Raw genomic sequence first — 13608 nt, forward strand, 5'->3', positions numbered from 1 at the left:
GCTAGGGGGGCGGGGGCCGGTTCCGGCTGCCCGAAAGTGCCGGTGCGGGGGCAACACGGCCTGCCCCGGAGCCCCTCGGGACGGTGTCGGGCACGCACCCGGGGCACGGGGCCGGTCTCGGCCGGGGGTGCCGCGCTCCGGCCCCACCCTCGCACGCCGGGGCGCCTTGTCAAGGGGTGCGGGCGACCTCCCGTCGGTGTGCGGCTCCGCACGGCGTGACCGTGCCGGCGCCGGACCCGCGGTCCCGGGGGCGTGACCGTCGGGGCAGCCCCGGCTGCCCTCGTGACCGCCCCTTCCTCCCTGGTCGGGCGGCCGGGGCCTCGGCGAGAGTCGGAAGCGTTCGGACGCCGTCCACGAGCCGAGGAGAGGGGAAGCACGATGGAATCGACACACCGCGACAAGCCGGGACCGGACCGGGGCGACCGCCCGGCGCATCGCCCTGCCCGGGAGCCCCTGCCGGAGGACGCGGCGCGCCTCGCCGCGACCGGCGGGACGGCACGCCTGACCCCGGGAGCGGCGGCCGCGCTGCAACGGGCCGCGGGGAACGCCGCGTTCACGGCCGCGGTGCAGCGGGACGCACACGTCCACGGCGCGGGCTGCGGCCATGCCCCGGGGGACGGGCGGACCGTGCAGCGGTCCTCGGTCCCCGACGTGCTGCGCTCGGCAGGCCGGCCGCTGGAGGACTCGGTCCGCGCGGACATGGAGTCCCGTCTCGGCGCGGACTTCTCCGACGTGCGCGTCCACACGGACGCGGCGGCGAAGGCCTCGGCGGCCGAGGTGGGTGCCCGTGCGTACACCTCGGGTTCCCACGTGGTCATCGGCGAGGGCGGTGGCGACCCGCACACGCTCGCGCACGAGCTGACGCACGTGATCCAGCAGCGTCGGGGCCCGGTGGCCGGCACGGACGACGGCTCCGGCCTGAAGGTCTCGGACCCCTCGGACCGCTTCGAGCGCGAGGCCGAGGCGAACGCGACGCGCGCGATGAGCGGGACGCCTCCGGTGCGGGCCTCGTCGGACACCGCGGCCGCACCGGGCACGGCGCCGGCCGCCCGCACGCCCGACGCGCCGGTCCAGCGGCTGACCGAGGACGAGAAGGTGGAGTGCGTCCGGCTCGAAGCGGAGCTGGAAGCCGTCCTCGCCCGGATTCCGCAGACCATCACGCGCCACGCGCCCGGCGACCATCCGGGGATCACCGCGGTGCAGCAGGTGATCGAGGGCGCCCAGCCCGGCCTGGGGACGCCGGCGGAACGCATCGCGTCGATACGCGCCCAGGTGGCCTACCTGCGGGACGCCGTCACCGACGCGAAGCCCCATCTCGACCAGATCGCCCGGGTGTACACCACGTTCGGCGACGAACGGCTCGCCGTCCACGACAAGACGCTCAGGAAACTGGCCAGGCAGGCCTGGGCCGACAGCACCGACACGGCACGGAAGTTCTTCCTCGCCCTGGAGAACTTCCGGCGCGCCGTCCAGGCGACGGTGGTCAACACGAGCGCGGAGATGCAGAAGCTGCGGGCGCTGAGCGGCGGCCAGTCGGCGGAGGAGGTGGGGAGGCTCTTCACGGCGTCCCTGGTGAGGATCAAGTCCTCCGGAGCGGCCTCCTACTACGCCTCGGACTACGACAGCGCGACCGACGACTTCGGCGGGGCGTGGGGCCTCGAACCGACCGCCGACACCGGCAAGCTGCAGTGGATCAACACCTGGGAGCTCCACATCCACGGGCACGCCACGCGGGGGGCGAACGGCGAGGTCGACGGATTCACCACGAAGCGCGCCCACATCAAGCCCTCGAAGCAGCAGCACGCCCTGGGGGTCTCCATCCAGGTGACCGACCCGCAGGCGCTCAAGGCGTTCGAAGCCGAAGCCGGCGACCGGTTCGTGCGCTGGGCGGCCACCGACGTCGGGAGGGCGACGCTGCGCAAGTCGAACCGCTAGGCCCCGTCCTTCGGATCGGGCCCCGGCCGCCCGCACGGCCCCGCACGGCCCCACCCGGTCACGGAGGACCGGCGCCAGGTCGCCGGCCGACCGGAACAGTCCCCCACTTCCGTCCACACCGTCCTGTCCAAGGAGAGCACGCGTCATGCCCACCTACCTGTCCCCCGGCGTCTACGTCGAGGAAGTCGCCGGCGGCTCCCGGCCCATCGAGGGCGTCGGGACCTCCGTCGCGGCCTTCGTCGGCCTGTCGCCGACCGGGCCGCTGAACGAGCCGGTGCTCGTCACCAACTGGTCGCAGTACGTCGCTTCCTTCGGTGACTTCACGGACGGGTACTACCTCGCCCACTCCGTGTACGGCTTCTTCAACAACGGCGGCACCGCCGCGTACGTGGTGCGCGTGGGCGGCGGGGACGCCCAGGGCGCCGTGGAACCCGTCGGGACGGCCGCCGCCGCCCCGCGCGAGCTCGTCGCCGGCGAGGCCGTCGCGCTCGGCGCCTTCCGGGTCGCGGCCGTCGCCGCCGGGTCCGAGGCCGGCGGGGCGCTCACCGTCGAGGTGCAGGACGTCGAGGGCGAGGCCGAGCGGTTCAGGCTGGTCGTCAAGGACGGCGAGAAGGTCGTCGAGAGCTTCGACGCCTCCGCGAAGAAGAGCGCCCGCAACTACGTCGTCGCGCAGGTCAAGCAGCGCTCCAAGGCCATCGTCCTGGAGGAGGCCGCGGCCGGCGGACAGCTCGCCAGGCCCGACGCCCAGACCGTCATCCTCCCCCCGCCCGCGCAGCTCCCGGCCCCGGTCGCGGTGCGTGCCGACGCGCCCGCCGCCATGGAGTCGGGACAGTTCATCGGCGACTCCGCCGACCGCACCGGCTTCGGCGGTCTGGAGGCCCTCGACGAGATCAACATGGTCGCCGTGCCGGACCTGATGGCGGCCTACCAGCAGGGGCTCATCGACCTGGAGCAGGTCAAGGCCGTCCAGCTCGGCCTGGTCGCGCACTGCGAGCTGATGGGCGACCGGATGGCGATCCTCGACCCGCCGCCGGGGCTGAACGCCCGGGACGTCCGCAAGTGGCGCCAGGAGGTGGCCGGTTACGACTCCCGGTACGCCGCGCTCTACTACCCGTGGATCAAGTCCTTCGACCCGGCCGGCGGCCAGACCCGCACGGTGCCGCCGTCCGGTCACATGGCCGGCGTCTGGGCCCGCAACGACTCGGAGCGCGGTGTCCACAAGGCGCCCGCCAACGAGATCGTGCGCGGCGCGGTCGACCTGGAGCTCCAGATCACGCGCGGCGAGCAGGACCTGCTCAACCCGGTCGGCGTCAACTGCATCCGTGCCTTCCCGGGCCGGGGCATCCGGGTGTGGGGCGCGCGGACCCTCGCCTCCGACCCGGCCTGGCGCTACCTGAACGTCCGCCGCTACTTCAACTACCTCGAGGAGTCGATCCTCGTCGGGACGCAGTGGGTGGTCTTCGAGCCCAACGACCCGTCGCTGTGGGCCCGTATCCGCCGCAACATCTCGGCGTTCCTGGTCAACGAATGGCGCCAGGGCGCCCTGTTCGGCCAGCGCGCCGAGGACGCCTTCTACGTGAAGTGCGACGCGGAGACCAACCCCCCGGAGTCGGTCGACCTCGGCCGGGTGGTCTGCGAGATCGGCATCGCGCCCGTGAAGCCCGCGGAGTTCGTGGTCTTCCGCCTCGCGCAGTTCCAGGGGGGCGGCGGCGAGCTGGAGGAGTGATCCCCCGCCCCGCCCCTCCCCCACACATCCCGACCCCCTCATGAACAGGAGTGAACCGCATGTCCCTCGACACCGGTGACGCCCTCACCACCCACAATTTCGGCCTGCAGATCGACGGCGTCATGGTCGAGACGCTGCAGGAGATCAGCGGCCTCACGATGGAGCAGGACGTCATCGAGTTCCAGCAGGTCTCGGCCGACGGCAAGCCCATCATCAAGAAGCTCCCCGGCGTGAAGAAGGCCGGCGAGTGCACGGTGACCCGCGGCGCCACGCAGTCCGCCGCCTTCACCGAGTGGATCTCCGCGTCCATCGCCGGCGACATGGGCTCCGCCCGCAAGGACGCGTCCATCATCTTCCTGGACTACCAGCTGACCGAGGTGAAGCGGTACAACCTCCGCAACGCCTGGTGCACGAAGGTCGAGCTGAGCTCCACCAAGGCCGGTGACGCGGCCGCCCTGACCGAGCAGGTCACCATCACCTTCGAAGAGCTGACGCTCGGCTGATGCGACGCGAGGGATCGACGGGGCCGCAGCCCGACCGCCGGCAGGAGCCCCTGCGCACCGAGTTCGAGTTCGAGCTGCCCCGCGGGTTCGTCGACGAGGCGGGCACCGTGCACCGTCACGGGGCGATGCGGCTGGCCACGGCCCGGGACGAGCTGCTGCCGCTGCGGGACATCCGGGTCCGGGAGAACCCGGCGTACCTGTCCGTGGTGCTGCTCGGCCGGGTCATCACCCGGCTGGGCACGCTCCCGTCGGTCCACGACGGGACGGTGGAGAACATGTTCGCCTCCGACCTGGCGTTCCTCCAGGACTTCTACCGGCAGATCAACGCGGAGGGCCACACGCGGGCCGCCGTCGCCTGCCCCCACTGCGAGGAGTCCTTCGAGGTCGAGCTGGCCGGGAGCCGCCTGGGGGAATCGTGACGTACGCGGCCGACCGGATCGAGGAGGAGACCGCGTACCTCGCCTTCCACCTCCACTGGGGCATGGACGACATCCTCGACCTGGAGCACGCGGACCGGCGCGGGTACGTGGCACAGGTGGCCTCGCTGGTGGAGCGGTCGCAGGCGTAAGCGGATCACTGGGAAAGGAGGCTGGAGAAGGTGGGCATGTTCGAGAGGTGGCGGGCGCGGAAGCCGTCCGGAGCGGAGCCCGTCGCGCCCGCGACGGCTCCGGGGGACGCGTGGCTCGGGCTGCCGCCCGTGCGGCGCGTCCTCGACGGGGCTCCCCGCACCGTCACGGAGCACGGCTTCGCCTCGTCGCTCGCCACCCACTGGAACCCCTCCTTCCAGACCGGCCTCGGCCACGGCGCGGTGCCGGACGCGCCCGGAGGCGTACTCCTCGACGCCGTGCGTCCCGTGCGGCAGCCGGCGGGCGCCCCCGCCGCGGAACTGCCGGGCCTGCGGCTGCCGGTGGCGGTGACGACCTCGCCGAGCCCCGAGGCCGCGGGCGGCTCCGAGGGAGCCGCGCCGCCGCGCGTCCAGCGCGCGACCGGGACACCGGGCGCCCGGCCGACGCGGCCGTCCGGGCCGGGACGGACGGAGACGGCCGCTCGGGCGGGGGGACGGGCCGCTGCCCCCGCGCGGGTACGAGCCGAGGCGACGGCTCCGCCGGAGGACGCGGCGACCAGGCCGGCACGGGGCCGTACGCCTGCTCCGGAAGGGGGGGAAGCGCCTCTGCCGGTACGAGGAGAAACGGCTTCTTCCGTACGCGCTGACGCACCCGCCCAGGTGCGGGACGAAGCGACCGCCCCGGTGCGGGGGGAGGCGACCGGCCCGGTGGGACGGGCCACGGCTTCCCCGGCACGAGCGGACGCTCCCGCGCCGGTACGGAACGACGCACCCGCCCCGGCACGAGGCGGGGCCACCGCCCCGGTGCAGCGGACCACGGCTTCCCCGGTGCAGCGGACCACGGCTTCCCCGGTACGGACCGACGCACCCGCCCCCGTACGGAACGACGCACCCGCACCGGCACAACGGGCCACGCCTTCCCCGGTACGAACGGACGGACCCGCCCCCGCACGGAACGACGCACCCACCCCGGTACAACGGGCCACGACTTTCCCGGTACGAGCGGACGGATCCACCCCCGCACGGACCGACGCGCCCACCCCCGTACGGAACGACGCACCCGCCCCCGTACAAGGCAGGGCCACCGCCCCGGTGCAACGACCCCTGGCTTCCCCCGCCCGGACCGACGTGCCCACGCCGGTGCGAGGTGCCGCGTCCGCTCCCGTGCGGGGAGACGCGGCAGCCCCGGCGAGGGCCGACGTGCCCGTTCCGGTACGCCCTGCATCGCCCGCTCCGGCACACGGCGGCCGCACCCGGCCCGCGCCCCCTTCCCCTCCTCGCGCGGTTCGGCGTGCCGTCGCGGGTGCCCCGGGTCCGTCGCCCGAACCCGTCGGGCGCGAGGTCGTCGGCGCACCGCGCGTGGAGACGACGGCCGCGGGTGCCCCGTCGCCCGGGCCGGTCCGGGCCGTGCCCGCCCGGCGCTCGCCCCTGGTCTCCGCCCGGCCCGTGCAGCCGCCGCGCCGGCTGGCCCCGGCCGGTGCCGCGGGGGCGGTCGGCGCGCCCGCGTCCGGCGCCCCCGCCGTCCAGCGCGCGGCGGCTCCCCCTCGTACGGACGCGGTCGTGGGCGCGTCCGACGACGCCGCTCCGGAGCCCTCGCGCGCCGGGCGGCCCCAGAACGTCCCGGGCCCCGACTCCCCCGTTGGGCCCGGGACTCCCGTCGGCGCGCCGGACGCGCCGGTGCAACGCCGCCCCTCCGTACGGCGTTCCCGGCGCGCCCCGGGCGCCGACTGGAGCACGACGGCGGCCACGTCCCCGCCGGCCGGGACGGCCCCGGTCGCCCCCGCACCCGGAACGCGTCCGGGGCCCGGCGTCCCCGCGTCTCCGGCTGCCCGGGCGTCCGAGCCGTCCCGAGCCGCGGCGACGCCCCCCGCCAGGCCGGGCCTCGGCGCGCCCGTCCAGCGCTCCTCCGCCGCCTCGCCCGCGCCGCATGCCGAGCCCGCACCGCGCCGGTCCCCGATCGGGGCGCCGATCACCCGTACCTCCGCTGCCGCACCCCGGCCGGCGGCCCCGGCGTCGTCGGCGACCCCGGCGTCACCGACGGCCTCCCGCCCTCCGGTCACCGCCACGGCACCGCACACGGCCGGACCGGTCGGACCGCCGTCGACGCCCGTACGGACCGAGCCGCGCCCCGAGGGTCCCGAGGCTCCCGCGGCGCCCGCCGCAGGTGTCCCCGCCGGACCGGCCGTCCCCGCGTCCCTCCCCGTGGTCACCGTCACCGATCTCCCCCGTGCCACCGCGCCCACCGTCCAGCGCCGTTCCGGCCGGCCGCTCGCCACCGGCCGGCCGCTCACCCCGGGCCTCCCCGGTGCCGCGAGCGCGCCCCCCGGTCCGCGCACGGCTCCCGCGGCTCCCCCGGCGGCCGTACCCGTCGCCACGCCCGGCACGCCCGGCGTCCCCACCGTCCAGAGCTCCGTCGCCGCGCCGTCCACCGGAGCCGTCCGTCCCGTCGTCGTCCCGCTCGCTCCGCCGTCCGTCGCGCGGCCCGTCGCCCGACCGGTGGCGGTACAGCGCCGGAGCAGCCCCGCTCCCACGCCCGTCCCGACGCCCGCGGCCCCCTCCCCTCCCCCTCCGGTGCTCCCCGTACCGGTCCGGCCGACCGCCGCCGTCCCCGCCCCCCTCCCACCCCGCGCCCCCGCGGCCCCCGTGCAGCGCAGTACCGGCACGGCGGCCTCCCCACCCGCCGCTCCCGCTCCCGCCCCCGGGCCCGGACCCGAATCGCCCACCCAGCTCGACGAGTTGGCCCGCCGGCTCGTCACCCCGCTCTCGCGCCTCCTGCGCGCCGAGCTCCGTGCCGACCGCGAGCGGGTGGGCCGGCTCCGCGATCACGGCCACTGACCAGAGCCCGCCCGCCCCGACAACCGCCCCGACCCCGCCTACCGAGAGACCGCCTCATGCCCACGCAGTCGGACCCCGCTTCCACCGTCTTCTTCAAGCTCACGATCGACGGCCAGGACCTCGGCCTGTTCAACGGCTGCGACGGCCTGGCCTCCGAGGTGGAGGTGGAGCAGCGCCGGGAGGGCGGCAACAACGGTTTCGTCTGGCAGCTCCCCACCCGCGTCACCTTCTCCACCATCCGCCTCACCCGCCCCCTCACCCCGGACACGGCCAAGGTCGCCGCCTGGATCTCGTCCCTCGCGACGGGCATCACGCGCCCCACGGCGCAGATCGCGGCGTTGCGCGCGGACGGTTCGACGGTCGCGCAGTGGGGTCTCGTCGAGGTGCTGCCGGTGCGGTGGACGGGGCCGACGCTGGACCCGGCCAGTCCGGCCGTCGCCACCGAGACGCTGGAGATCGCGCACCACGGCTTCACCGACGCGGGAGGCGCCTGAGATGGCCGGCGTCATGGGCGCCCTGGCGGCCCGCGGTCTCTCCCGCGCCTCGCTCTCCATCCACCAGCCGCCGACGGACCTGGGCGGCTCGATGGGCGGCCGGATCGGCGAGGTGAAGTTCCAGTTCAACCCGGACCAGCTGCAGCTCAGCCGGTCCGCGAACTGGCACACCGAGCGGGCGGTGGCGTACACCCGTGGTGCGCCGCCGAAGTTCACCGGCAGCGAGCCCGCCCGGCTCCAGCTGGAGGTGTTCCTGGACCGGTCCGACGACCCGTCCTCGAACGACGTGCAGCAGCAGGTGGAGCTCCTGCTCTCCTGCTGCGAGGTGACCCAGCAGAGCATCGGCGCGAAGGCGCCGTCGCCGCCGTGGGTGGAGTTCTCGTGGGGGTCCTTCTCGACGGTGCGGTTCGTCGCGTACGTGACGTCCGTCTCCGCGACGTACACCCTGTTCAGTCCGAGCGGCATACCGATCCGCGCGACCTGCTCGCTCTCGCTCACCGAGGTCGCCACCGCGACGAAGAAGCAGAACCCGACGTCGGGCGCCTTGTCGGCCCGCAAGGCGCACCGCACGGTCGCCGGGGACTCCCTCGCGTCGCTCGCCTGGCGGGAGTACGGCGACGCGACGCGCTGGCGGGTCATCGCGGAGGCGAACGGCATCGACGATCCGATGCGGCTGCGTCCGGGCACGGAACTGCTGCTCCCGTCCACCACCGACATGCCGGAGAACGAGAGCGCCTCATGAGCGAGAAGACCTTCACCACCGTGCTCCACGTGCAGCTCGACGGCACGCCGCTCCCGGATCCGCTGGCGGTCCGGCTCACGGAGGGCTGGGTGGACGCCAGCGTCAACGTCCCGTCCGCGTTCCAGCTGACCTTCGGCGACAAGGACGGGACGCTCACCGAGAAGTTCCCCTATCTGAAGGTGGGGGCCATGGCGGTGCTGTCCCCGTTCACCGACGGGCGACTCGGGGAGCCCATGCTGACGGGCGAGGTGACCGCCGTGGAGGTGGACGCGGCTCCCGGGCACGGGCGGTACCTGATCCTCCGCGGTTACGATCCCGGCCACCGCCTGCTGCGCAACCGGCGGGTCGAGGGCTATCCGAACATGACGGCCTCCGACATCGTCCGGAAGCTCGCCGCGCTCAACCGCATCCCCCTCGGCAAGGTCGAGGCGACGCCCACCGTCTACGAGCTGGCCACCCAGCCCAACATCACGGACTGGGACTTCCTGTCCCGGCTCGCCCGGGAGAACGACGTCCGGCTGTCCGTCGACCCGGCGGGCCGGCTCGTCTTCGCGGCGCTGCCGCCGGCCTCCTCGGCGCCCGCCGACACCACGCCGGCCGCGGCCAGCCCGTACGTCCTGGACTTCGGCGCGAACACGCTGCACAGCCGGGTGTCGGTGACGGCCGCCGGGCAGGTGGGGAGGGTCGACGTGCGGGGCTGGGATCCCCGTACCAAGCAGGCGCTGTCCTCGCCGACGCCCGCCGTGGCGAGCCGGGACATCGTCTCCGACATCACCCCGGCGCAGCTGTCGGCGCCCTTCGGCGAGGCCGAACTCGCCGCGACGGGAACGCCGTTCACGACGCAGTCGGAGGTGGTGCAGGCGGCCGCCGCGCTCGCCGACGACGTCACCGGCTCGTTCGCGGAGGTGGAGGTCGCCGTCACCGGCAATCCGTCGCTGAAGCCGGGGCAGCCGGTGGCGGTGAAGGGCGCGGGTTTCCCCTTCGAGGGCCGCTACACCGCCACGGGGGTGCGTCACGTCTTCGCCTCGGGGCAGCAGTTCACCACGTGGCTGACGGTGTCGGGCCGGCAGTTCCGCTCGCTGTACGGGACGGCCTCGGGCGGCGGGGAGCCGGCGCCGCCCATGCCGGGTGTCGCGGTCGCGCTGGTCACCAACACCAAGGATCCGCTGTCGCTGGGCCGGGTCAGACTGCGTTTCCCGTGGCTGTCGGCGACGTACGAGAGCGGTTGGTGCCGGGTCGCCCAGCTCGGCGGGCGCGGCGGCGGGGGTCTCGTGCTGCCGGAGGTGGACGACGAGGTGCTGTGCGCCTTCGACCGGGGCTCCCTCGAACACCCCTACGTCCTGGCGGGGTTGTACAACGGCGTCGACCGGCACACCCCGGCCACGGACCGGGTCGCGCCCGTCGATCCGACCAGCGGGCGGATCCAGTGGCGTGCCCTGACCTCGCGCACCGGGCACACCGTGGAGCTGCGCGAGGAGGGCGGCCGGACGCGGGCCTCGCACGGCATCCGGCTGCGGACGTCGAAGGGCGGACTGAGCGTCGAGCTGAACGAGGCCCGCACCACCCTGACCATCGACAGCGACGGCACGGTCACGATCAGCGGGGCCCGGGGAGTGACGGTCGAGTCGGGGACCGACCTGACGCTCTCGGCGACGGGGCGGATCCGGCTGGACGCGGGGCTCGGCGTGGACATCAAGGCCGGGGCGAAGTTCAAGGTGTCGGCGCTGACCCAGGCCGTCGTCAACGCGCCCGCCTTCGTCACGTCGACCGTCCCGATGCCCAATCCCGTCGCGGCGAACCTGCCGTTCTGAACCCGCCGTCCCGAGCAGAAGGAGGAAGCGATGAGTGAGCACTTCGTCGGTGCGGGCTGGGCCTTTCCCCTGCGCACCGGGCCGAGCGGCTCCATCGCCCTGGTGCGGCGCGACCGCGAGATCGAGGAGTCGATGCGCCTGGTCCTGGCCACGGCGCCGGGCGAGCGGCCGATGCGGCCCGAGTTCGGCTGCGCGGTGCACGAGCTGGTGTTCGCTCCGGTCAACGACGCGACGATGGGGCGGGTCCGGTACGAGGTGCTGTCCTCGCTCGACCGCTGGGAGCCGCGGATCGAGGTGGAGGACGTCACGGTCGCCCCCGCGCCCGGGGAGCCGACCACCCTCCACATCGACGTCCGTTACCGGGTGCGCGGCGCGAACAACCCGCGCAATCTCGTCTTCCCCTTCTACGTCATCCCCTCCGAGGACTGAAAGAGCCGCCATGGCCCTGCCCGCACCCCATCTCGACGACCGTCGCTTCCAGCAGTTCGTCGACGACGCCAAGCGCTACATCCAGCAGGCGTGCCCCGAGTGGACCGACCACAACGTCTCCGATCCGGGCGTCACCCTGGTCGAGGCCGTCGCGCACATGGCGGACCAGCTCGTCTACCGGCTCAACCGGGTCCCGGAGAAGAACCACCTGGCCTTCCTCGACCTGCTCGGCGTGACGCTCTTCCCGCCCGCCGCCGCCCGCGCCGACATCACCTTCCGGCTCTCCGCGCCGCAGCCCGAGCCGGTGCTGCTGCCCGCCGGCACGGAGGTGTCGACCGGGCGCACGGAGACGGAGGAGGCGGTCGTCTTCGCGACGACCGCCGATCTGACCGTCGTCCCGTGCGAGTTGACCCGCCTGCTGCGGCAGGAGGCCGGGGGCACGCCCGAGGACCGCTCGCAGGACGTGGTGGGCGGGGCGGACGTCCCCGTCTTCTCGGCTCTGCCGCGCGTCGGGGACGCCCTGCTCCTCGGCCTGTCGGCGGCCGTGCCGGACTGTGTGCTCGTCCTCGACCTGGACAGCAGGGTCGACGGCGTCGGCGTGGACCCGCGCCGCCCGCCCCTGGTGTGGGAGGCGTGGTCGGCGGCCGAGGGCTGGGTGGTGTGCGAGGTCGACGAGGACTCCACGGGCGGGCTCAACCGGCCGGGCGAGGTGGTGCTGCACATGCCGTCGGGGCACGCGCTCTCGCGGCTCGGCGGGCACGAGGCGGGCTGGGTGCGCTGCCGGGTCGTGGAGCCGGCCGAGGGGCTGCCGTCCTACAGCGAGTCGCCGACCGTGCGGGCGGCGGGCGCGTTCACCATCGGCGGCACGGTGCGGGCGGCGCACGCCGAGGCCGTGCGGGACGAGCCCCTGGGCGAGTCCGAGGGCGTCCCGGGGCAGCGGACGCGGCTCGCGCACGCGCCGGTCGTGGACCGGCCGCCGCTGCTCCTCCAGGTCGCCGGGCGCGCGGACGGCGGCGGCGACGAGGAGGACCCGGAGTCCGGCTGGCAGGAGTGGACCCTCGTCAGCGACTTCGCCTCCTCGCGCCCCGGCGACCGGCACTACACCCTGGACGCGACGACCGGCGAGATCGCCTTCGGCCCGTCCGTGCGCCAACCGGACGGCACGCTGCGGCAGTTCGGGGCGGTGCCGCCGAAGGGCGCGGCGATCCGCGCGGTCCGCTACGGCACCGGGGGCGGCCGGGCGGGCAACGTGGCCCGCTCCACGATCACCGTGCTGCGCAGCTCCATCCCGTACATCGCGCGCGTCGAGAACCGCGAGGCGGCGCGGGGCGGGGTGGACGGGGAGACCGTCGAGGAGGCCAAGTCCCGCGCGCCGATCACCCTGCGGGCGCAGGAGCGGGCCGTCACCGCCCGGGACTACGAGGAGCTGGCCCGGCGGGCCGCGCCCGAGGCCGCGCGGATCTCCTGTCTGGCGGCGGACGCCGCCGAGGCCGGCGAGAACGCGGTCCGGGTCCTGGTGGTGCCGCAGGCGGTGCCGGACCGGGGCGGGCGGCTGCGCTTCGAGCAGCTGGTCCCGGGCGACGAACTCCTCGCGCGGGTGACGGGTTTCCTCGACGAGCGGCGGCCCCTGGGCACCCGGCTGGCCGTCGGTCCGCCGTTCTACCAGGGGGTGACGGTGGTCGCGACGCTGCACTCGTTCCGGGCGGCCGAGGCGGAGCGGGTGCGCGCCGAGGCGCTGGACGCGCTGTACGCGTACCTGGACCCGCTGACGGGCGGGGCGCACGGCGAGGGGTGGCCGTTCGGGCGGCCGCTGCGCGCCGGAGAGGTCTTCGCGGCGCTCCAGCGGGTGCCGGGCGTGGAGCTGGTGGACGAGGTGCTGCTGCATCCGGCCGATCCGCTGACCGGCAGGCGGGGCGAGGCGACGGACCGGATCGAACTGGCGCCGTCCGCGCTGCTGTTCCCGTTCGACCACCGTGTCCGTGTGATCGAGGCGCGGTGAGCGGCTCCGCGCGGGGCACGGTCCCGGGGCTCGCGACCCCGTACCCGCTGGGGGCGGCGCTGCCGGCCGTCTACGCGGAGGACGACTTCGGGCAGCGGTTCGTGTCCGGCCTGGACGTCGTCCTCGCTCCGCTGTTCCACGTCCTCGACTCGCTGGAGGCGTACTTCTCGCCGGCGCTCGCCCCCGAGGACTTCGTGGACTACCTGGCGACCTGGGTGGGCGCGGAGCTGGACGGCGGCGAGCCGCTGCCGCTGCGGCGGCACGCGGTCGCCTCGGCCGTGGCGCTGCACCGGGTCCGCGGCACCCGGCAGGGGCTCGCGGCGGCGGTGCGGCTCGCTTTCGGCGTCGCCCCGGAGATCACCGAGAGCGGCGGCGCGAGCTGGTCCGCCCGTCCGCTCGGTCCGTTCCCGGGGGCGCCCGTGGCCGGGCTGCGCGTCGTCCTCCGGGTCGCCGACCCGGCCGCCGTCGATCCGCACCGGCTGCGCGCGGTCGTGGCCGCGGCCCGCCCCGCACACCTGCCGTTCACCGTCGCGGTGACCTCTTCCCGTACATCCGAAGGAGCCTGACCC

Annotated in this window: 13 protein-coding genes; 12 read left to right on the plus strand and 1 reads right to left on the minus strand. The window is 75.1% G+C overall.

The window, feature by feature from the left end:
* Nucleotides 1-378: 378 nt before the first annotated feature.
* From ACFYUZ_RS27955 to ACFYUZ_RS27975, 5 genes are all read left to right on the plus strand, one after another.
* Complete coding sequence (locus tag ACFYUZ_RS27955) at nucleotides 379-1935, plus strand: DUF4157 domain-containing protein (protein ID WP_389313744.1); 1557 nt, start codon at nucleotides 379-381, stop codon at nucleotides 1933-1935.
* A gap of 145 nt (nucleotides 1936-2080) precedes the next feature.
* The gene (locus tag ACFYUZ_RS27960) at nucleotides 2081-3661 is read left to right on the plus strand and encodes a phage tail sheath family protein (protein ID WP_389313746.1); all 1581 of its coding nucleotides are present in this window, start codon (nucleotides 2081-2083) and stop codon (nucleotides 3659-3661) included.
* A gap of 59 nt (nucleotides 3662-3720) precedes the next feature.
* Nucleotides 3721-4164 carry a phage tail protein gene (locus ACFYUZ_RS27965; RefSeq protein WP_030693830.1) on the plus strand — a complete coding sequence of 148 codons (444 nt, stop codon included), beginning with the start codon at nucleotides 3721-3723 and terminating at the stop codon, nucleotides 4162-4164.
* The gene (locus ACFYUZ_RS27970) at nucleotides 4164-4583 is read left to right on the plus strand and encodes a hypothetical protein (RefSeq protein ID WP_389313748.1); all 420 of its coding nucleotides are present in this window, start codon (nucleotides 4164-4166) and stop codon (nucleotides 4581-4583) included. The genes ACFYUZ_RS27965 and ACFYUZ_RS27970 overlap by 1 nt, the downstream gene beginning before the upstream one ends.
* A complete protein-coding gene (locus ACFYUZ_RS27975; protein WP_093877718.1) occupies nucleotides 4580-4732 on the plus strand; it encodes a hypothetical protein in 153 nt (50 codons plus the stop codon). Before ACFYUZ_RS27970 ends, ACFYUZ_RS27975 begins: the two co-directional genes overlap by 4 nt.
* Before the next feature lie 5 nt (nucleotides 4733-4737).
* On the opposite strand, the gene ACFYUZ_RS27980 is transcribed toward ACFYUZ_RS27975, so the two are convergent.
* Nucleotides 4738-4929 (minus strand): hypothetical protein, encoded by a 192-nt coding sequence (locus ACFYUZ_RS27980; protein ID WP_389313750.1) that lies wholly within the window; start codon nucleotides 4927-4929, stop codon nucleotides 4738-4740.
* A gap of 1159 nt (nucleotides 4930-6088) precedes the next feature.
* Between ACFYUZ_RS27980 and ACFYUZ_RS27985 the strand changes: the two genes are divergently transcribed.
* The 7 genes from ACFYUZ_RS27985 to ACFYUZ_RS28015 are packed head-to-tail and all read left to right on the plus strand — an operon-like array spanning nucleotide 6089 to nucleotide 13605.
* On the plus strand, nucleotides 6089-7564 hold the full coding sequence (locus ACFYUZ_RS27985) for a hypothetical protein (RefSeq protein ID WP_389313752.1): 1476 nt from the start codon (nucleotides 6089-6091) through the stop codon (nucleotides 7562-7564).
* Between the two features lie 56 nt (nucleotides 7565-7620).
* Nucleotides 7621-8058 carry a phage tail protein gene (locus tag ACFYUZ_RS27990; RefSeq protein ID WP_030689162.1) on the plus strand — a complete coding sequence of 146 codons (438 nt, stop codon included), beginning with the start codon at nucleotides 7621-7623 and terminating at the stop codon, nucleotides 8056-8058.
* 1 nt (nucleotide 8059) lies between these two features.
* Nucleotides 8060-8800 carry a LysM peptidoglycan-binding domain-containing protein gene (locus ACFYUZ_RS27995; protein WP_389313754.1) on the plus strand — a complete coding sequence of 247 codons (741 nt, stop codon included), beginning with the start codon at nucleotides 8060-8062 and terminating at the stop codon, nucleotides 8798-8800.
* Complete coding sequence (locus ACFYUZ_RS28000; RefSeq protein WP_389313756.1) at nucleotides 8797-10611, plus strand: VgrG-related protein; 1815 nt, start codon at nucleotides 8797-8799, stop codon at nucleotides 10609-10611. Before ACFYUZ_RS27995 ends, ACFYUZ_RS28000 begins: the two co-directional genes overlap by 4 nt.
* A 30-nt stretch (nucleotides 10612-10641) precedes the next feature.
* Nucleotides 10642-11040, plus strand: coding sequence for a GPW/gp25 family protein (locus ACFYUZ_RS28005; RefSeq protein ID WP_389313758.1), 399 nt, complete (start codon nucleotides 10642-10644; stop codon nucleotides 11038-11040).
* A 10-nt stretch (nucleotides 11041-11050) separates the two neighbouring features.
* Nucleotides 11051-13039 (plus strand): putative baseplate assembly protein, encoded by a 1989-nt coding sequence (locus ACFYUZ_RS28010; protein WP_389313760.1) that lies wholly within the window; start codon nucleotides 11051-11053, stop codon nucleotides 13037-13039.
* Entirely contained in the window at nucleotides 13036-13605 is a 570-nt protein-coding gene (locus ACFYUZ_RS28015; protein ID WP_389313762.1) for a phage tail protein, read from the plus strand. Before ACFYUZ_RS28010 ends, ACFYUZ_RS28015 begins: the two co-directional genes overlap by 4 nt.
* Nucleotides 13606-13608: the final 3 nt, after the last annotated feature.

The sequence above is a fragment of the Streptomyces sp. NPDC004266 genome (assembly GCF_042874095.1).
In the GTDB taxonomy this organism is placed as follows: domain Bacteria; phylum Actinomycetota; class Actinomycetes; order Streptomycetales; family Streptomycetaceae; genus Streptomyces.